Genomic DNA, 18,645 nt, shown 5'->3' with positions numbered 1-18,645 from the left:
CCGAGGGCCGTGCGCCTCCGCAGGCGCTTCGGTTGCCTCCCGTCCCCGCACAGCGACAACCATCACAGTGCGGTCTCCATGGCCCCCCTTCGGTTCCCAGGGCCGACCCGGGTACCTACCCTGACGTTGTCAAGACCATTGCGGGGCAAGGTGAATGAGATACAGGATCGGCTCGTCGCGGGCCGCTACCGGCTGGGCGAAGCCATCGGCAGCGGCGGCATGGGCCGGGTGTGGCGCGCGCATGACGAGGTGCTGCACCGATCCGTCGCGGTCAAGGAGCTGACCGCCGCTCTCTACGTCTCCGACAGCGAGCAGGCCCCGCTGCTGGCGCGCACCCGCGCCGAGGCGCGCGCGGCGGCACGGATCAACCACTCCGCGGTCGTCACGGTGCACGACGTACTGGAGCACGACGGCCGCCCGTGGATCGTCATGGAGCTGGTCGAGGGCCACTCGCTCGCCGACGCCGTCAAGGAGCGGGAGCGTGTCGAGCCCCGCGAGGCGGCACGGATCGGTCTGTGGGTGCTGCGTGCCCTGCGGGCCGCGCACGCCGCCGGTGTGGTGCACCGTGATGTCAAGCCCGGCAACGTGCTCCTCGGCGGCGACGGACGCGTGCTGCTCACCGACTTCGGCATCGCGCAGATAGAGGGTGACACGGCGATCACCCGGACCGGAGAGGTCGTCGGCTCGGTCGACTATCTCGCACCCGAGCGCATCCGCGGCCAGGATCCCGGACCCTCCTCCGACCTCTGGGCGCTCGGCGCCACGCTGTACACGGCGGTGGAGGGCAGATCACCGTTCCGCCGGACGTCCCCGTTGACCACCATGCAGGCGGTCGTCGAGGAGGAGGCCGGTGAGCCGCGGTACGCCGGCCCGCTCGCGCCCGTCATCAGTGCACTCCTGCGTAAGGATCCGGCCATGCGGCCCGACGCGGCGGCGACCGAGCAGATGCTCGCCGAGGCCGCGGAGGGGCGTCGGCCGAACTCGGCGCAGATGTACGTGCCGACGCAGGCCGTCGGCACACCCGTGCCTGCACCCGCGCCCGTGACGGTGCCGACGCCGTACGGGCCCGAGGCGGGTGTGGGTGCCACGGCCGTTCAACCGCCTTCCGCAGCCGTGGCCGCCGGAACCCGGTGGCGCGGACGCCCGCGCCTGATCGCCCTGGTCGTGGTCCTGGCCGCACTCGTCGGCGGGAGCGCCGCGGTGCTGCTGCACGAGGGCGAGGGCAACGCACAGGGCGGTGGTGGTACTTCGGCGGGACCTTTCGACACGACCACGACCACGCCCGACGCGACCAGTGGTACGGGCGACGACACCGAGCAGACGGACGGCCTGCCGGAGGGCTGGGTGCGCCGCACCGATCCCTTCGGCTTCAGCGTCGTCCTGCCCGGTGAGCACTGGGAGCGGGTCGTCTTCGACGAGGAGACCCGCCAGGTCGACTACACGCCCGACGGCGGCAAGCACTTCATCCGTATCGCCGCCGACGACTCCCCCGACTTCGACGATCCGTACGAGCACCTGAGAGACCTGGACCAGCAGATAGGACAGCGGCTGGTCGACTACCGGCAGGTGGGTCTGGAGCGCCGCGTCTACCGCGACCGCAAGAGCGCGCGACTCGAGTACTCCTGGACCGCGCTGCCCAAGGACACGGAGTTCCCGGGGCCGTACCGGGCCGTCGACCAGATGTACCTCTCGCGCGACGGGGTCGAGTACGCGCTCTACATGGCGGCCCCGGCCGAGGACTGGGCCACGACGAGCAAGCAGTTCGAAACGATCCTGCAGGGGTGGCGCGAACCTCAGTAGCCGGGCGCGCTTGGCTGAATAGGCCTACCGGAGGGAACACATCCGGTGGGGCATGATGGGCCCATGGGGACCGAGGGGGAGCCCGGAAACGGGGCGGCGCGGAACAACGCCCGTGTCATAGCGGGCCGTTACCGGCTGGAGGAGAGACTCGGCCGCGGTGGCATGAGCGTGGTGTGGCGGGCGACCGACCGATTACTCGGGCGTGACGTCGCGGTCAAGGAACTCCCCCTCGACGAGACGCTCTCCGCGGCGGAGGCCCGGCGGCAGCGGGACCGTACGCTCCGTGAGGCACGCGCGCTCGCCCAGCTGAGCCACCCGCACATCATCGTCGTCCACGATGTCGTCGAGGACGACGAACGTCCTTACATCGTGCTGGAGTTGATCGACGGCGGATCGCTGGCCGACCGTATCGCCACGCGGGGCCCGGTCGACGCCGCGGAGGCCGCGCGCATCGGCATCGACCTGCTCGGCGCGCTCCGTGGCGCCCACACGGCGGGTGTCCTGCACCGCGACCTCAAACCCGCGAACGTGCTGCTGGAGCGCGGCACCGACCGGGTCGTCCTCACCGACTTCGGGATCGCCCAGGTGGCGGGGGCCACCACGCTCACCGAGTCCGGTTCCTTCGTCGGCTCGCCCGAGTACACCGCCCCCGAGCGGATGTCCGGGGCCAGGACCGGCCCCGAGTCCGACCTGTGGTCGCTCGGCGCCCTGCTGTGCACGGTGCTCAGCGGTGAGTCGCCGTTCCGCCGGGACTCGATCGGCGGGGTCGTGCACGCGGTCGTGACCGAGGAGATACGGCCACCCGCGCAGGCCGGGCCGATCCTGCCCGTCGTACGAGGCCTGCTGGAGCGCGACCCCGACCGACGGCTGGACGCGGACCGGGCCGAGAGGATGCTGCGGGCCTTCCGCGAGACGGGCCGCACACCGGAACACCCGCCGCTCGGGCACGCCGTGGCGGCGGAGGCCGAAGGACGGGCGGCCGGCGGGGCAGGGGCGGCTGGAGGAGGCCGGGCCGGGGAAGGAGTTGCCGGAGGGCGGGCCGGGCGCCCCCGCCCGGCCGACGGCCTCGCCGGGGAACGCCCGGCCCGACAGCCCACGCGGAGCGTGCTCGTGGCCGCGCTGGCCGTCGCCGCGATGGCGGGCGCCGGGGTGTCCGCGGCGGCGCTGCTCCTGGACCATGACGGTGACGGGAGCGGAGGCGGAGGAGGTGGTACGCCGTCCAGCACGGGACCGCGGACACCCGCGAGCCAGTCCCCCGAACCCCGGTCGTCCGATACACCGCGCCCGTCCCGCACGGGCCACCCGTCGGCCACGGTGTCCCCCACAGCGGTGCCTCCCACGGCCGTCCCCCCGGCTCCCGGCGCGTCCGTCACGTCCGGTGCGCCGTCCGATACGTCGCCCGATGCACCATCCGATACGCCGTCCGATACGCCGTCCGGTGTGACGTCCGACGCGGCGTCACCGGCCGCATAGTGGCGTAAACAGGAGATAAGTCGCAGACAGAGTCACGGGTCTGTGACCGGACGGTGTTCGAAGTGGCTCCGTGAGGGGTCGGCGCGATATGGATGGAGCATGAGCAGCCACGGGGGAGCCCGCCACGGCGGAGTAGACGAGCCGACGAGTTTTGATCTGCAACCGCCGACCCCGAACCCGGGCCGGGTTCCGAACCCGACCGCGCCCATGCCGCATCCCGGCAACCCGTACGCGTCCCCCACGCAGGTGGTGCCGCCGCAGGCGCACACCCGGCAGGGACCGCCGCCGCAGCCGCCCCACTCGCCGTCGCCCTCCTCGCAGCCGTCGCAGGACCCCGGCGTCGGTCGGCTCATCGCCGGTCGTTACCGGCTGCTCTCCAAGCTCGGGCACGGCGGCATGGGCACGGTGTGGCGGGCCGCGGACGAGACGGTGGACCGCGAGGTCGCCGTCAAGGAGCCCCGTGTCCCGGATCATCTTCCCGAACGCGAACGTGCCAACGCCTTCGAACGGATGCGCCGCGAGGCCCGTGCCGCGGCCCGGCTCGACCACCCGGCGGTGGTCAACGTCCATGACGTCGCGGTCGTGGACGGACAGCCGTGGATCGTGATGGAACTGGTCCCGGGCCGCTCGCTGGGTGCCGTACTGCAGGAGGAGGGCACCCTCTCCGCGCGCGAGGCGGCCAGGGTCGGCCTGGAGGTGCTCGGCGCGCTGGAGGCCGCGCACGCGGCCGGCATCCTGCACCGGGACGTGAAGCCGGACAACGTGCTGCTCGGCCGGTACGACCGGGTCGTCCTCACCGACTTCGGCATCGCCCAGATCGAGGGCGAGACCAACCTGACCGACACCGGCGGCTTCGTCGGTTCGCCCGAGTACATCGCGCCGGAGCGGGTGCTGGGCCAGCGCCCCGGTCCCGCCTCCGACCTGTGGTCCCTCGGCGTCGTGCTGTACACGGCCACGGAGGGGGTCTCGCCGTTCCGCCGCAGCAACACACCCGCGACACTCCAGTCCGTCCTCAATGCCGCGCCCGCGCCGCCGGCCGCCGCGAAGGGGCCGCTGGCCGAGGTCATCACCGGACTGCTGCAGAAGGACCCGGTGCACCGCCCGAACGCCGCGCAGGTCCGAGTGCTGCTGGAAGCAGTCGTCAACCCGCCCGTGCCCCCGCCCACGCAGGTCGTCCACTCCCCGGGCTTCGACAACGGGTCCGGGCCCGCGTCCGGCGGCAAGGGCGGTGTTCGAATCGGTTACAAGACGCTGGCCGGTCTGGGTGCGGCGGTCGTCGCCGGAGCGGTGGCCGCGTACCTGGTGATCGCGGACCCCTTCGCGGGGCCGCTGCCGGACGGCTGGGAGACCCACAAGGAGGAGGACGTCGCGGCCTCCGTGTCGGTGCCGAAGGGCTATCAGAGGTCCGTGCCCGACCGGAAGACGGACCAGGACCACTGGGTCAGGTACACGGACCACAGCGGCAGCATCTGGGTCGGTCTGACACTCGAGCGGAAGGCCGAGGACACCGGTAACAACATCGAGGGTTCCGCCGACGCCGAGATGTACGACGACAACAAGCGCTTCAAGGAGACCGGCGACTACTCCCTCGACATGCCGGGGGACCCGACGACGCACCCGAAGTCCAACCTCACCCACAAGGGAAAGCAGGCCGCGGAGAACACCGTCGTCTACACCACGGACGACAGCCAGAACCCCCGTCCGCGCGAGATGCGGATCTTCTACTACATGACCTCCGCCGAGGACATGTACAAGCTCACCATCAGCTACCCGGGCAAGGGCGACTTCACGGAGCGCGGGCGTGAGGTGGCGCAGACCGTGATCGACAACCTGGACATCGAGGAGTCCGCCAAGAAGTCCGTCAAGGAGTCCGCCGAGGATCCGGTCGACGAACCCTGAATCGATCAATGCCCTGATCAGCGGCTTTGTTGCCAGCGTTCACTGGCGTGGTGTGTGAGCGGTCCGTGAATCTGTTACCGGCGGGTACACAAAGCGTCCGCGTGGGCATACCCTGCGGCTCATGACGGACGTGCAGACCACCCGGGACACCACCGGTACCAACCCTCTCGCCCCCGCCCCGGCGGGCGCCCGCACCGCGGCCGACGTGGTCACTTCCGAACTGGTCGCCCAGCTCACCAAGGGCGTCGTCGGTTCCGGCCGGACCGCCAACCACACGCCCTTCACCGGCGAGAAGCTGGCGGACCTCCCCGAGTCGACCCCCGAGGACGTGGCGCGGGCCTTCGAGGCGGCCCGCACCGCCCAGGCCGTGTGGGCGCAGATCCCGGTACGGCGGCGCGCCGCCGTTCTGCTCCGGTTCCACGACCTGGTGCTCGAACGCCAGGCCGAGGTGCTCGACCTGATCCAGCTGGAGACCGGCAAGGCCCGCCTGCACGCCCACGAGGAGGTCCAGGCCGTCGCCGTCGCCGCCCGCCACTACGGCCGCCGGGCCGCCGCGTATCTGCGGCCCAAGCGCCACGCGGGTGCCGTGCCGGCCCTCACGCAGGTCACCGAACTGCGTCACCCGCGCGGTGTCGTCGGCCAGATCGCGCCCTGGAACTACCCGCTCGAACTGTCCGTCGGCGACGCGCTCCCGGCGTTCGTCGCGGGCAACGCGGTCGTGATGAAGCCCGACACGGGGACCTGCCTCACCGCGCTCTGGGCCCGTGACCTGCTGATCGAGGCCGGACTGCCCGCCGACGTCTTCCAGGTCGTGCTCGGTGAGGGGCCGGTCGTCGGTCCGGAGGTCGTCCGGCACGCCGACTACGTCTCCTTCACCGGCTCCACCCGCACCGGCCGCGAGGTCGCCCGGAGCGCCGCCGCCCGCCTGGTCGGCGTCTCCCTCGAGCTCGGCGGCAAGAACGCCATGCTGGTCCTGGAGGACGCCGACCTGGACAAGGCCGCCGCCGGCGCCGTCCGTGCCTGCTTCTCCTCCGCGGGTCAGCTCTGCATCTCCATCGAGCGGCTGTACGTCCACGAGTCGGTCGCCGACGCCTTCCTGGAGCGCTTCGCCGCCCGGACCCGCGCGATCCGCCTCGGCACCTCCCTGAGCTACGGCGCCGACATGGGCTCCCTGGTCGGCGAACGCCAGCTGGACGCCGTCACCCGGCACGTGGAGGACGCCGTCGCCAAGGGAGCCAAGGTGATCGCGGGCGGCACGGCCCGTCCGGACGTCGGGCCGTACTTCTACGAGCCGACCATCCTCGACGGCGTCGAGGAGTCCATGACCGTCTGCGCGGAGGAGACCTTCGGCCCGGTCGTCTCCCTCTACCGCTTCGGCTCCGACGACGAGGCCGTCGAACGCGCCAACTCCACCCCGTACGGCCTGAACGCCTCGGTCTGGACGAAGGACGCCCGGCGCGGCCGCGAGGTGGCCGGCCGGCTGCGCACCGGCACGGTCAACATCAACGAGGGGTACGCGCCCGCCTACGGCAGCGTCCAGTCGCCGATGGGCGGCATGAAGGACTCCGGCCTCGGCCGCCGGCACGGCTCCGAGGGCATCCTCAAGTACACGGAGGCCCAGACCGTCGCGCACCAGCGGCTGCTGCCGATGGCTCCCTCCCTCGGCCTGGACGACGAGCGGTACGCGGAGTTCATGAGCCGGAGCCTGCGCCTGATGAAGGCATTCCGTTTCCGCTAGCCCGCCCCGCCCCACCCCGCCCTGCCCGGGCCGAGCCGGCACCGCAGCTTTCGACGAGGAGAGCACGTGTCACAGGAGAACTCCGTCCAGGAACGGAACGACGAACGCGAGGACGACACGCCGCACGGCACACCGCACGACACGGCGTCGTGCACCGCGTACGACGCCGTGTACGACTACGACGTCCTCGTCGTCGGCTCGGGCTTCGGCGGTTCCGTCACGGCCCTGCGCCTGACCGAGAAGGGCTACCGCGTCGGCGTACTGGAAGCGGGCCGCCGCTTCACCCGCGACTCCCTGCCGAAGAACTCCTGGGACCTGAGGAACTACCTGTGGGCCCCCAGGCTCGGCATGTACGGCATCCAGCGCATCCATCTGCTGGGCAACGTGATGGTCCTGGCCGGCGCGGGCGTCGGCGGCGGCTCCCTCAACTACGCCAACACCCTCTACGTGCCGCCCAGACCCTTCTTCGACGACCCGCAGTGGCGCGACATCACCGACTGGCAGGACGAGCTGAAGCCGTACTACGACCAGGCGCGGCGCATGCTGGGCGTACGGCTCAACCCGACGACGACCCCGTCCGACGTGCACCTGAAGGCGGCGGCCGAGCGGATGGGCGTGGGCGACACCTTCCACATGGCCCCGGTCGGCGTCTTCTTCGGCGACGGCGAGGACGCCGACGGCACGGTGCGGGCGGAGCCGGGGCGGGAGGTGGCCGACCCGTACTTCGGTGGGGCGGGGCCCGCGCGCCGGGCCTGTACCGAATGCGGCGAGTGCATGACCGGTTGCCGGCACGGCGCGAAGAACACCCTCAACGAGAACTACCTCCACCTCGCCGAGAAGGCGGGCGCGGTCGTCCACCCCATGACGACGGCCGTGTCGGTGACGGAGGACTCGCAGGGCGGATTCGCCGTCGCCACGTTCCCCACCGGCAACCGCAGCAAGGGCGGCGGGCGGACCTTCCGGGCCCGCCGCGTCGTGCTGGCCGCCGGCACGTACGGCACCCAGACACTGCTGCACCGGATGAAGGCCGACGGCCGGCTCCCGCACATCTCGGACAGGCTGGGCGAGCTGACCCGTACCAACTCCGAGGCGCTGGTCGGCGCGCAGACCGACAACCGCCGCTACCGCAAGGCGACAGGGTCGCCCAAGGTCGACTTCACCCGCGGTGTGGCCATCACCTCGTCGATCCACCCCGACGAGAACACCCATATCGAACCGGTCCGTTACGGTCGCGGCTCCAACGCGATGGGCGGCCTGTCGATCCTCCAGGTCCCGTACGCGGGCGGCGGTTCGGGCGCGGCCAGGGTGCTGGGCTGGCTGGGCAACGCGGCGAGGCACCCCTGGCTGATGATGCGTTCGCTCTCCAACCGGCGCTGGTCGGAGCGGACCATCATCGGCCTGGTGATGCAGTCGTTGGACAACTCCCTGACGACGTACCTGAAACCGTCCGGGGCGGGCCGCGGGCTGCTCACCGCGCGGCAGGGCCACGGTGCCGCCAACCCCAAGCAGATCAAGGCGGCCACGGAGGGCGCGTCCGCCCTGGCGGCCGAGATCAACGGGTTCGCCGGTTCCAACATCGGCGAGCTGTCGGGCATGCCGCTCACCGCCCACTTCCTGGGCGGCTGCACCATCGGCGGCACCCGGGACACCGGCGTGATCGACCCGTACCACCGCCTCTACGGTCACCCCGGCATCTCGGTCGTGGACGGGGCGGCGGTCTCGGCGAACCTGGGTGTGAACCCTTCCCTGACGATCACGGCACAGGCCGAGCGGGCCATGTCGTACTGGCCCAACAAGGGCGAGCCCGACCCTCGTCCGCAGCAGGGGGCGGCCTATGAGCGGCTCCAGCCGGTCGAGCCGAAGTCGCCGGCGGTCCCGGCGGACGCGTTCGGCGCGCTGAAGCTGCCGTTCCTGGGGATGCCGGCGGTGCCGCCGAAGAAGTAGCCGCGGCAGCCGGGCGGTCCGAACAGGCCGGACGGGCCGGGTGATCCGGGAAAGGAAAGAGGACCTGCGCCCCCCTCCGAGCGCAGGTCCTCTTCTCTTTGTCTGCGGCGTGCTCACGCCACCTTGCGCACGGCGTGCTTACGCCACGACACCGGCCTTGCGCCGACGCACCACGAACACCGCACCCGCACCGGCCACGACGGCGGCACCGCCGAGGAGTCCGATCATCGGAAGCGCGGAGTTGGAGCCGGTCTCGGCCAGGGTGCCCGTGGCCTCGACCGTCTTGACCTGGCTGATCGGCTTCGTGCCACCGGTCTGCGGCTTGGCGTCCGACGGCTTGCCCGGCTCGGAACCGGCGGCCAGGACGTCGAAGAAGTAGATCCAGCCGTTCGGGTCGTTGGCGACCCAGCAGCCGCCCTCGTCCGAGTACTGGGCGAAGCCGCCCGTCACGCCCAGCGAGTCGGGCACGTTGCCGCTGACCCGCAGCCGCAGCTCGTACGAGGTCGACTTGTTGGCGCCCAGCGAGAACGAGGTGAACGTGCCGCCCTCACCGGCGGCCCCGGCGACCTCGCGCCAGGTGCCGCTCGACTTGTCGAGGACCTGCACGCTGATCTCGCCGGAGTAGTCCTCCATGTCCTCCCAGCCGATGGCCGCCACACCGATCAGCGGAGCGATGTCCGTGATGTCACGGTCGCCCGTGTTGGAGACGTTGAACCGGAAGTTGGTCCAGCCGCTGCCCGCGACGATCGTCTCGGGCAGGCCCGACAGGCTGCTCGTCAGGTCCTCGCTCAGCTCGACGACCTCGTTGCCGTCCTCGTCGACGCACAGCTGGGCGTCGTCCTCGGGAGCTTCCTCGCCCTCGTCCTCGTCCTTGCCCTCGTCCTCGCTCGGGCTCGGCGAGGTGGCGGGGCTGCTCTCGTCGGTGACCGGGTCGCCCTCCTCCGGGGTGGTTTCGTCGGCGGAGGGGCTGGTCTCCTCACTGTCCTCCGGGGTGGTCTCCTCCGTGTCCGTGGAGGGGGCGTCCTGCTTGTCGTCCGGGGTGGTTTCGTCGGCGGAGGGGCTGGTCTCCTCGCCGTTCTCCGGGGTGGTCTCCTCTGTCTCCGTGGAGGGGTTGTCCTGCATCACGTTCACGGAGGAGCTGCTGGTCGAGGCGCTCGGCTGCTCGCCCGTCGCGAACGCGACGGGGGCGGAGAGCAGGGCGAGCGGGGATATGACAGCCGTCGCGGCCGCGGTGACCATGGCACGGCGGAGCTTCATGAAGACCTCGAGAAGTCAGGTGTACCGCCGGTTGCGGTACGCGTCAGGGGGGAGGCCTCCGCGGTGGGGCGCGGGGTGTGGCCCTTGGTTCTGCTGGGTTTGATCACCGAACCCTGTGAATGGTTGTCCTGACTCTGACAGGAATTTCATGTGAGGTGGATCACTCGCATGGGGTGATCGGTGCGGGCGTACGCTCACCCTTCGATCCGCGTTGACGGAACCCGACTCCCCATGACAGAAAGCGCGTCACCCAGTGCCCGAGCAGCAGTCCGAAGAACCCGCAAGACCGGAATCCTCCAACCCGCCTGGCGATGTGTGGGACAAATTCTTCGAGGACAGCGAGCGCGACATCCGCGCCTCCGCCCCGAAGGAACCGTCCGCGCGGGCGCGGATGGTGACCGAGCGGCTGCGCGCCATGGACGAGGCGCAGGCCAGGTCGAGCGGCGGTGGCGGGAAGCGCCGTTGGGGCCGGAACGAGCCCGCCGCCCCGCCCGCTCAGCCCGAGGGATGGCGCACCGGGCCAGCCTGGCAGGAGATGAGCGGCCGCACCACGCGCCGGCGCACGGGCTGGAGCGTCGTCGGCGTGCTGGTGGCCGTGGCGGTGGCCGTGGTCGCCGTCAATCCGTCCGGCGCGCTCTCCTGGCTGCCCGGCGATCTCGGTGGCGGTGCGGACGCGTCGGACGGGACGAACGGCGCACCGCTGGCCCCCGAGACCGCCCGCCCCACGAGCGCCCCCTCCGCGGAACTCACCGTCATGCCCACCCGGGAGCGGCCGTTCGCCGGATCTCCGGCCGCGCGGTGGGAGTCGGGAGCGGAGGCGATCCGGTTGCCGGAGGGGAAGACGAAGGCCGTCAACGGCGTCTCCGCAGCCGCCGTCGAGGCGACCCTGGAAGGGGCGAGGGACTTCCTGATCGCCGCGAACCTCGACCGTGAGGTGATCATGGGGGCCGAGCCGAAGGAGGCGCTGGCCCTCCTCGACCCGTTGATGAAGGACTACCTCGCCGAGCTGCGCGCGGGGCTGCGCAAGCCCACGGTGAAGAACGACCCGGTGTGGACGTTCACCCGGTTCGACCCCGATGAGGTCGAACTGCTGGACGATGTGAGGGTTCGTGGCCGTCTGACGGTCGAGCCCGTGCGCGGAACCGCCGGGAAGGCCGTGGTCAAGGGTGACTACACCTTCGTGTACGCGCTCGCCCGCCAGGGTGGGGGCGAGGTGGCCCGGGTGATCGCGCGCCGGGTGATCGAGGTGGAGGCGGTGGACCCCGCCAGGTTCCAGGCGACCGACGGACGCATCTGGCTCGGCGACATCAACAGCGAGATCAGCAACGACGACTGCCGGGACGGCGACGGAGTGATCCGTCCGCAGTTCCTCGCCGACCTGGAAGACGGTCCCGTACCGACGGGGGAGGCGCGGGATCCGTACGACCGGAGCCAGGGGTTGGAGGGGGCCGCCGAGGAATGCGGCGTCGTGTCCCGCACCTGACACCACGTCCCGCACGGGAATCGGCCGCGGGGGAGGGGCCCACCGGTCGGCCCCGAGCGTCCCCGGGGCCGACCGTTCTCTTGGGTGACCGGGCTGCTGTCCCCTGCCGTCCGGTCACCTGTCCGGAACGAGGTCCCACGACGTACGGCACGATCCGTACGTCTCATCGCTCCGGCGAGCCACGCGTGGTTCTTTCGAGCCCGCCCCTGGCTGACACGGACACCCGTACCAACGGCGCGACCGCGGCTCCGGTCACGCGCCGTACGGGTGAGGGGGAATGCGTACGTGTGTGCCTGGAACGCGGATTCAGTCACCGGTCTCCGGCCCCGGTGTCCGGCCGGTTCAGATCCTGCCGCGGCTCAGCTCCAGCAGGGTCATCGCGAGCGCGGTGCCCGACTTGCCCAGGGCGTCCCTGTAGCGGCTGAGGATCTCCATCTCGCGGGAGAGGTTCACGCGCCGGCCGCCGGAGGTGATCCGCTCCCGTTGGATGACGGCCGACACGGCCATCCGTTCCTGGACCAGGCCGATGATCCGATCGTCGAGGGCGTCGATCCGCTCGCGGGCGCCGGTGATCACGTCGGCGGCCTCGACGGTGCGGGCGCCGGTCCTCTCGGCGGCGGTGATGTCGGTGGTGGTGGTCATGGCGGGGCTCCTCGCTGGATGTGTGGGGTGCCCTGGAGCGACCGGGTCCGAAAACGCCAGGCGCCCCGGACCTTGTCGGCCCGGGGCGCCTGGGAAGTCGCTTGTCAGTTGCTCAAGCAGCACGACCATGGCAGCCGGTGGGCCGGTTGCCATAGGTAAAGAGGAAAGCCGAGAAGGCCGCGTGCGTGAACATGGGTCCCAGTATGCCGCCCTCGCCCCGGCCCGCCAACACGGGTCGCATGGTGAGACGGGCCCCTGCCGTGCGCGGCTGCGGGAGCCAGGAGGGGACCGCACGTCCACCGGCTAGACTCGGAAGACACCAGACCCGCCCACCGCCGGAAGGCACCTCGTGTCATCAGCGACTTCCGCTGCCAACGCGCCCGACACCGTCCTGGTCGTCGACTTCGGCGCGCAGTACGCCCAGCTCATCGCCCGTCGCGTCCGCGAGGCGCGGGTCTACAGCGAGATCGTGCCGAGCACCATGCCGGTCGCGGAGATCCTTGCCAAGAACCCGGCGGCGATCATTCTCTCCGGCGGCCCCTCGTCGGTGTACGAGGAGGGCGCCCCCACCGTCGACCGCGCGCTCTTCGAGGCCGGCGTCCCGGTCTTCGGCATGTGCTACGGCTTCCAGCTCATGGCGCAGACCCTGGGCGGCCAGGTGGACAACACCGGCGCGCGTGAGTACGGCCGTACGGACCTGCACGTCTCCAAGTCGTCCTCCACCCTCTTCGAGGGCACCCCGGACGAGCAGGCCGTGTGGATGTCGCACGGCGACGCCTGCTCCGCCGCCCCCGAGGGCTTCGCCGTCACGGCCTCCACGGAGGTCGTCCCGGTCGCCGCCTTCGAGAACGACGACAAGAAGCTCTACGGCGTCCAGTACCACCCCGAGGTGATGCACTCCACGCACGGGCAGCAGGTGCTGGAGCACTTCCTGTACCGGGGCGCGGGCCTGAGCCCGAGCTGGACCACCGGCAGCGTCATCGAGGATCAGGTCGCCGCCATCCGCGAGCAGGTCGGTGACCGTCGCGCCATCTGCGGTCTGTCCGGCGGGGTGGACTCCGCCGTCGCCGCGGCCCTCGTCCAGAGGGCCATCGGTTCGCAGCTGACCTGCGTGTACGTCGACCACGGCCTGATGCGCAAGGGCGAGACCGAGCAGGTCGAGAAGGACTTCGTCGCCGCGACCGGTGTGCAGCTGAAGGTCGTGGACGCGTCGGAGCGGTTCCTGACCGCGCTCAAGGGCGTCTCGGACCCCGAGGAGAAGCGGAAGATCATCGGCCGCGAGTTCATCCGGGTCTTCGAGCAGGCCCAGGCCGAGATCGTCGCGGACGCGGGCCCGGCCGTGGAGTTCCTGGTCCAGGGCACCCTCTATCCGGACGTCGTCGAGTCCGGCGGGGGCACCGGCACCGCCAACATCAAGTCCCACCACAACGTGGGCGGTCTGCCCGAGGACCTCGAGTTCAAGCTGATCGAGCCGCTGCGCCAGCTGTTCAAGGACGAGGTCCGGATGGTCGGCCAGGAACTCGGCCTGCCCGAGGAGATCGTCCAGCGGCAGCCGTTCCCCGGCCCGGGACTCGGCATCCGCATCGTCGGCGAGGTGACCAAGGAGCGGCTCGACCTGCTGCGCGAGGCCGACGCCATCGCCCGCGAGGAGCTCACTGCGGCCGGCCTCGACCGGGACATCTGGCAGTGCCCCGTGGTCCTGCTCGCGGACGTCCGCAGCGTCGGTGTCCAGGGCGACGGCCGCACCTACGGTCACCCCATCGTCCTGCGCCCGGTGTCCTCCGAGGACGCGATGACCGCCGACTGGTCGCGGCTGCCGTACGACGTCCTCGGGAAGATCTCGACCCGCATCACCAACGAGGTGCGGGACGTCAACCGCGTCGTCCTCGACGTGACCTCCAAGCCGCCGGGGACCATCGAGTGGGAGTAGTCCCCGTCCGGGTGGTCCCCGTTCGGAGAGGGCTCACGTCCGTTTGAGCGTGCGCACCGGCTCACCGGGCTTCCAGACCTGGAGGACGAGATACGTCTCGTCCTCCACGTAGGTCCGTACGACCTCCGTCAACTCGGTGCGGAAGAGGTGGAACGGCTCCGGCGGTTCCACCTTTTCGGCGTACTCGCTCCTGGTGTCCGCGTCGTCGACCTCGAACGCGCGTCCGCTGATCCGGACGTCCCCGCCGCCCATGCCCGTGCCCGTCCCCGGGTTCGCCTGGAGCGCGAAGCGCGGGTCGCGGCGCAGGTCGAGCGCCTTGAGCGAGTCCGGCATCATGCCGAGCCACAGCTCACCGTTCAGGAAGCGCACCTCCAGGCCGGTGGTGCGCGGCGAACCGTCCTTGCGCAGGGTCGCGAGGACGTGGTGGGTGTGCGCGCCGAAGCGCTCCTCCACGGTCTTCGCGAGAGCGGGTTCGGCGGAGGTGAAGGCCTCCCAGTTCGTGTGCACGGGATTCGTGTCCATGGGCCGAGTGTGGCGCGGATACCGGACGCCTTGTGTCGGGTATCCGCGGTGTCCTCCGGATGGAGCAGCGGGCGGCGTACGGCGGTCGGCCACGGTCGGTCACGGTCGGTCGTGGGGGGAATCTCATGGCCGGGTCAACATGACGCCTCGAACTTCACCCACTGACCGGACCTGCCGGGTGGGGAGGGTCGGACGTAGGGCACAATTCGCAGTCGTTGCCGGGGAGTTGCGGGCACCGATTGTGATCTTCAACGTGTGCGCGGACATGGGAAAGGCGGGCTTCGGGCGTGGCGGTGCAGGAGGCGAACCCCACCGGGACGGGGTATGGCGCGGACGTGGGCGCCCACGAGGGCGGCTGCGCCTGCGGGGACTGTCCGCACGGGGTGCGTGAGGGGCACCGGCGCGCGGTCGCCGCGTTCCTGCTGAAGCGGGAGGAGTTCGCGGCCGGGCAGGGGCTGCCGGTGGCGGTCGCCCACTCGGCGTCCGCCTCCCGCCAGTGGGTCTCGGAGGAGCTGGCGCAGGCCGCTGAACTCGTGGCCGAGCGCGGCCGGGCCGAGGGCGCGGCCTGGCTGGCGCGCCTGTGGCGTCGGACGGCGGTCGTGGTGTGGGCGGCGGTCGTGCTGCTGCTTCTGGGGCAGGCGCTCACGGCGATCGGCTCGGGCTGGAGTGCCGCGCGCACGGCCGGGTTGCTGGCCGCGCTGGTGGTGGCCGGCGCGCTGACCGCCGCTTCGTGGTTCCACCGGGCGCGGGGTGGGGTGCTGGCGCCGGTGATCGGGGAGGACAACCGTCTTTCCACCTCCCGCGCGGTGGCGGCCTCCTGGGTGCTGCTCCTGGCGTACGCGGTGCTGGTCCTGGTGGGGCAACTGGCGGTCGCCTCCGAGCACCGGGAACGCGACGCGCTGATCGCGGGGCTGGAACTGGCCCGCGGTGTGGGCGTGGTGACCGTACTCGCCGTGGTGTGCGGGATCGCCGTGGTGGTGCGGCGGGTGGTCGGACTGCGTGTGCAGGGGCAGCGGCTGCAGAAGGTACGTGCGGACCGGCCCCGGGCGGCCGATCTGCTGACCGACGACGCGGGACGGGGCTGCTTCGCCGACATCCAGTACGTCGTGATCAGCGCCGTCGCGCTGGTGTTCGCGGCGGTGCGACTGGCGCGGCGGCCGGACCAGTTGCCCGATCTGCCGTGGGGGCTCGCGGTGGTCGTGCTGGTGTCGGCGGCGACCTATCTCGCGGGCAAGTACGCGGAGGGCGGCCGACCGGTCATCCTTTCGGTGGTACGGGCGCGGGAGGCCGGGGACCTGGACGCGCCGATCCGGACCGGCGACGACATCGAGATCCGGGGCACCGGCTTCGTTCCGATGGGCGCGCAGGGAGCCGACCGGCTGGCCCGGATGGTGGTCCGGGTGGGAACGGTGCACGTCCATGTGCCGCTGGTGCCGGTGAGGGGCGGTTTCGACAACCCGACGGATGCCCTGCTGACCGTTCCGGTCCCGGTGGAGGTGGAACCGGGGCGGGTGGAGGTGCAGGTCGTCACGGCAGCCGGGGTGGAGACGAACCGGTACACGATCGACGTGACGGACTAGCCGGACCGGTCGGCGTGGCCGAGTGGTCGAGCCGAGTGGCCGAGTGGTCGAGGTGACGTTCCGAAAAAACAGGGCGGTAATGGATTGATCCGGCCTTGATTGTCATACGTATGGTCTGTTGAGGGGGTCTCGGTACGGCGGCGAGAGGCGGCAGGCGACGATGACTCAAGGTATGCGAACGGATACGTACAGTCCTTACTTCGATGGCAGCAGGAGCTGGCGGGACACCGCCACGCGGTACGCACTCCTGCCTCTGCGGATCTTTCTGGGCGTCACCTTCATCTATGCCGGACTGGACAAGCTCACCGACAGCGCGTTCATGAAGGACGCCGGGGCCGGGTCGATCGGCGACATGATGCGTGCCGTCCGCGGCTCCTCGGCCATTCCCGCGCTGGTCGACATGTCCCTGCAGAATCCCGTCGCCTTCGGTTACGCCATCGCCTTCGGCGAGTTGGCCGTCGGCATCGGAACCCTCATCGGTCTGCTCGCCCGGCTGGCCGCCCTCGGCGGCGCGCTGATCTCCCTCAGCCTGTGGCTGACGGTGAGCTGGGCCGCCGAGCCGTACTACTACGGCAATGACCTCCCGTACATGTTTTGCTGGGTACCTCTCGTGCTGGCAGGTGCCCCCCTGCTCTCCGTGGACGCCGTCCTCCGGGGGCGCCGGCGACGGCGGGTGAGCGACTACCGGTAGGGCCGCCCCCGTCCGCGGCGAAAGTGCGGGTCCGGCCACCGGCCGCCTTCGTCAGGTCGGTGACTTCGCGTGGCTCTCCCGGTCGCCGGACCGTCTGTTGCGGCGTATCAGGCCCGTCACGCTGCCCACCGCTGCGGCCAGGCACAGGCCGCCCGCGACGACGGGGAACACGACGAACCACGGGGTGTCCCAGGCGCCGTCCGCGTCTCCGGCGTAGAGCACGCCGGCGAGAGCGAGGAAGGCGCCGGCGACCAGCCTGCCGGGCTGGAACTCATGACGTAGCACGGCTCACCTCCGCCTGTCCGGCGCCGACCTGGAGGTCCAGGTCGAGCGTGCCCGCCTTCTTGACGCCCGCGGGTGGAGCCAGGGTCGCCTCCTTGCGCTTGTCGGGTGCCACGTCCACGTCCTTCCGCAGGTCGCCCGGCAACTGGATGTCGCCCAGCCCGACCTGGATGTTCAGCCGCACGGTCACGTTCTCAGGCACGATCACGTGGATGCGGCCCAGGCCGACGTTGGCCCGCGTCGACACGGTCTGTCCCTCGGCCACCCGCACCTTGGACAGATCGAGGGTGCCGCTCCCCGTGCCCAGGTCGTACGCCGGGCGTATCTGTGCGACAGAGGTGGGCTCCCAGCTGGTGCGCATCCACTCGGTGCCGATGCCCTTGGGCACGGCCGCGGAGGCGGCCAGCAGCCCTGCGGTGATGACCGCCAGGATGATCGACCCCGCCCCGGTGCGGCCCAGGAACGCGCTGACCGCCACACCGAGGCCGAAGGCGGCGAGCGCACACGCGAGACCGGTCTGCAGGCTGGTGCCGAGCGGATGCTCCTGCCATGTCAGGCCTGTGCCCAGACCGGCCGCGAGCAGGGCGAGCAGGAAGACCCAGCCGCCGATCCCGCGGGGCCCTCGCGGCTTGACCGGCCGCGGGTGCGGGGTGCGCGCGGCGCCGCGGCCGGAGCCGTGGGGGTCGAGGCGGACGTCGACCACTGAGGCGATGTCCAGGTCGCGGGAGTTCCCCGGGCCCCACAGATAGCCCGTACCGCCGATGTGTGTGCCGTCCTTGACGATGGGATCGCGCCACCAGGAGGAGTAGGAGGCGGGAACCGGCGGCGCCTGGGGCTCCGGCGGGGCGTCGGCGGCGGCCTGGGCGGCGAGGGGGTCGGGGCTGGGGGCGCTGCGCTGCCGGGACCAGTACCCGGCACCGGCGAGCAGCAGGGAGAGCATCACGGCGAAGCTCAGCACCCCGCCGTTGTTCAGCATGCTGAGGAAGACGCCGCAGCCGACCAGCGCGAAAAGTATCGCCGCCAGCGTGTGGCCGCCGACCCGGCCGGTCAGCAGTCTGCGCATCTCGTTCTCCTCCTCGCCCTCGTACGGGACGAGGAGCCAGGCGAAGCCGTAGAAGATGAGGCCGACGCCGCCGGTGGCGGAGAGCACCGCCAGCGTGATGCGGAAGATCACCGGGTCCATGTCGCACTGCCGGCCGAGCCCGGAGCACACTCCACCGATCATCTGGTGCCGGCGGTCGCGCCGGAAACGGTACGGGGGCTCGGGCACGCCCGCCTCGCCGGGCGGTTGCGGGGTCCCGCCGGAAGCGGCCTCTCCGACCGCGCCGGAGCCGGGCACCGGGCCCGGCGCGGCGTGCTGGTGATCTGTCATGACTCCATGGTGACGGGCGAGCCGCCGTGACG

The 18,645-nt window shown here is 71.3% G+C and carries 13 protein-coding genes and 1 pseudogene; 9 read left to right on the top strand and 5 right to left on the bottom strand.

The features are described from left to right. The first annotated feature begins 159 nt into the window (after positions 1 to 159). The 5 genes and pseudogenes from AC6F7H_RS09490 to AC6F7H_RS09470 all read left to right on the top strand — a co-directional run bounded on the left by AC6F7H_RS09490 (position 160) and on the right by AC6F7H_RS09470 (position 8,854). Positions 160 to 1,800: a serine/threonine-protein kinase gene (locus tag AC6F7H_RS09490; protein ID WP_500761730.1), complete on the top strand. Its 1,641-nt coding sequence runs from the start codon at positions 160 to 162 to the stop codon at positions 1,798 to 1,800. A 63-nt stretch (positions 1,801 to 1,863) separates the two neighbouring features. Beyond that, positions 1,864 to 3,225: pseudogene (locus AC6F7H_RS09485) on the top strand (serine/threonine-protein kinase); the annotation flags it as partial. Between the two features lie 147 nt (positions 3,226 to 3,372). Beyond that, complete coding sequence (locus AC6F7H_RS09480; RefSeq protein WP_500756511.1) at positions 3,373 to 5,172, top strand: serine/threonine-protein kinase; 1,800 nt, start codon at positions 3,373 to 3,375, stop codon at positions 5,170 to 5,172. A 121-nt stretch (positions 5,173 to 5,293) separates the two neighbouring features. Then, positions 5,294 to 6,910, top strand: a complete 1,617-nt coding sequence (locus tag AC6F7H_RS09475; RefSeq protein WP_500756510.1) for a succinic semialdehyde dehydrogenase — start codon at positions 5,294 to 5,296, stop codon at positions 6,908 to 6,910. A gap of 66 nt (positions 6,911 to 6,976) precedes the next feature. After that, positions 6,977 to 8,854, top strand: a complete 1,878-nt coding sequence (locus tag AC6F7H_RS09470; RefSeq protein ID WP_500756509.1) for a GMC family oxidoreductase N-terminal domain-containing protein — start codon at positions 6,977 to 6,979, stop codon at positions 8,852 to 8,854. A 138-nt stretch (positions 8,855 to 8,992) separates the two neighbouring features. Here the strand turns inward: AC6F7H_RS09470 and AC6F7H_RS09465 are convergent, their stop codons facing one another. Continuing rightward, a complete protein-coding gene (locus AC6F7H_RS09465) occupies positions 8,993 to 10,111 on the bottom strand; it encodes an LAETG motif-containing sortase-dependent surface protein (protein ID WP_500756507.1) in 1,119 nt (372 codons plus the stop codon). Positions 10,112 to 10,424: 313 nt separating this feature from the next. Here AC6F7H_RS09465 and AC6F7H_RS09460 point away from each other — a divergent pair, with 313 nt between their 5' ends. Further along, the gene (locus AC6F7H_RS09460) at positions 10,425 to 11,594 is read left to right on the top strand and encodes a hypothetical protein (protein ID WP_500756505.1); all 1,170 of its coding nucleotides are present in this window, start codon (positions 10,425 to 10,427) and stop codon (positions 11,592 to 11,594) included. A 342-nt stretch (positions 11,595 to 11,936) separates the two neighbouring features. Here AC6F7H_RS09460 and AC6F7H_RS09455 read toward each other — a convergent pair whose 3' ends face one another. Beyond that, on the bottom strand, positions 11,937 to 12,236 hold the full coding sequence (locus tag AC6F7H_RS09455; RefSeq protein WP_500756503.1) for a chorismate mutase: 300 nt from the start codon (positions 12,234 to 12,236) through the stop codon (positions 11,937 to 11,939). A 349-nt stretch (positions 12,237 to 12,585) separates the two neighbouring features. On the opposite strand from AC6F7H_RS09455, the gene guaA reads away from it, so the two are divergent. Beyond that, positions 12,586 to 14,166 (top strand): glutamine-hydrolyzing GMP synthase, encoded by a 1,581-nt coding sequence (guaA, locus tag AC6F7H_RS09450; RefSeq protein WP_500756501.1) that lies wholly within the window; start codon positions 12,586 to 12,588, stop codon positions 14,164 to 14,166. 33 nt (positions 14,167 to 14,199) lie between these two features. Here guaA and AC6F7H_RS09445 read toward each other — a convergent pair whose 3' ends face one another. Further along, entirely contained in the window at positions 14,200 to 14,688 is a 489-nt protein-coding gene (locus AC6F7H_RS09445; protein WP_500756500.1) for a pyridoxamine 5'-phosphate oxidase family protein, read from the bottom strand. Positions 14,689 to 14,975: 287 nt separating this feature from the next. Here AC6F7H_RS09445 and AC6F7H_RS09440 point away from each other — a divergent pair, with 287 nt between their 5' ends. Next, the gene (locus tag AC6F7H_RS09440) at positions 14,976 to 16,268 is read left to right on the top strand and encodes a hypothetical protein (RefSeq protein ID WP_500756499.1); all 1,293 of its coding nucleotides are present in this window, start codon (positions 14,976 to 14,978) and stop codon (positions 16,266 to 16,268) included. Positions 16,269 to 16,428: 160 nt separating this feature from the next. After that, complete coding sequence (locus AC6F7H_RS09435; protein ID WP_500756498.1) at positions 16,429 to 16,959, top strand: DoxX family protein; 531 nt, start codon at positions 16,429 to 16,431, stop codon at positions 16,957 to 16,959. 51 nt (positions 16,960 to 17,010) lie between these two features. On the opposite strand, the gene AC6F7H_RS09430 is transcribed toward AC6F7H_RS09435, so the two are convergent. Then, positions 17,011 to 17,244 (bottom strand): hypothetical protein, encoded by a 234-nt coding sequence (locus tag AC6F7H_RS09430; RefSeq protein WP_500756496.1) that lies wholly within the window; start codon positions 17,242 to 17,244, stop codon positions 17,011 to 17,013. Further along, the gene (locus tag AC6F7H_RS09425) at positions 17,231 to 18,613 is read right to left on the bottom strand and encodes a PspC domain-containing protein (RefSeq protein WP_500756494.1); all 1,383 of its coding nucleotides are present in this window, start codon (positions 18,611 to 18,613) and stop codon (positions 17,231 to 17,233) included. Before AC6F7H_RS09425 ends, AC6F7H_RS09430 begins: the two co-directional genes overlap by 14 nt. Between the last annotated feature and the right edge of the window lie 32 nt (positions 18,614 to 18,645).

Source organism: Streptomyces sp. MMS24-W38 (assembly GCF_059889265.1).
Note: the sequence above shows the minus strand (reverse complement) of the source record. Positions and strands in the feature narration are given on the sequence as shown.

Excerpts from the sequence above, each read along its gene's own strand:
- AC6F7H_RS09445 (WP_500756500.1), bottom strand. The coding sequence starts at position 14,688 with ATGGACACGAATCCCGTGCACACGAACTGGGAGGCCTTCACCTCCGCC.
- AC6F7H_RS09475 (WP_500756510.1), top strand. The coding sequence starts at position 5,294 with ATGACGGACGTGCAGACCACCCGGGACACCACCGGTACCAACCCTCTC.
- AC6F7H_RS09425 (WP_500756494.1), bottom strand. The coding sequence starts at position 18,613 with ATGACAGATCACCAGCACGCCGCGCCGGGCCCGGTGCCCGGCTCCGGC.
- AC6F7H_RS09455 (WP_500756503.1), bottom strand. The coding sequence starts at position 12,236 with ATGACCACCACCACCGACATCACCGCCGCCGAGAGGACCGGCGCCCGC.
- AC6F7H_RS09435 (WP_500756498.1), top strand. The coding sequence starts at position 16,429 with ATGACTCAAGGTATGCGAACGGATACGTACAGTCCTTACTTCGATGGC.
- AC6F7H_RS09480 (WP_500756511.1), top strand. The coding sequence starts at position 3,373 with ATGAGCAGCCACGGGGGAGCCCGCCACGGCGGAGTAGACGAGCCGACG.
- AC6F7H_RS09465 (WP_500756507.1), bottom strand. The coding sequence starts at position 10,111 with ATGAAGCTCCGCCGTGCCATGGTCACCGCGGCCGCGACGGCTGTCATA.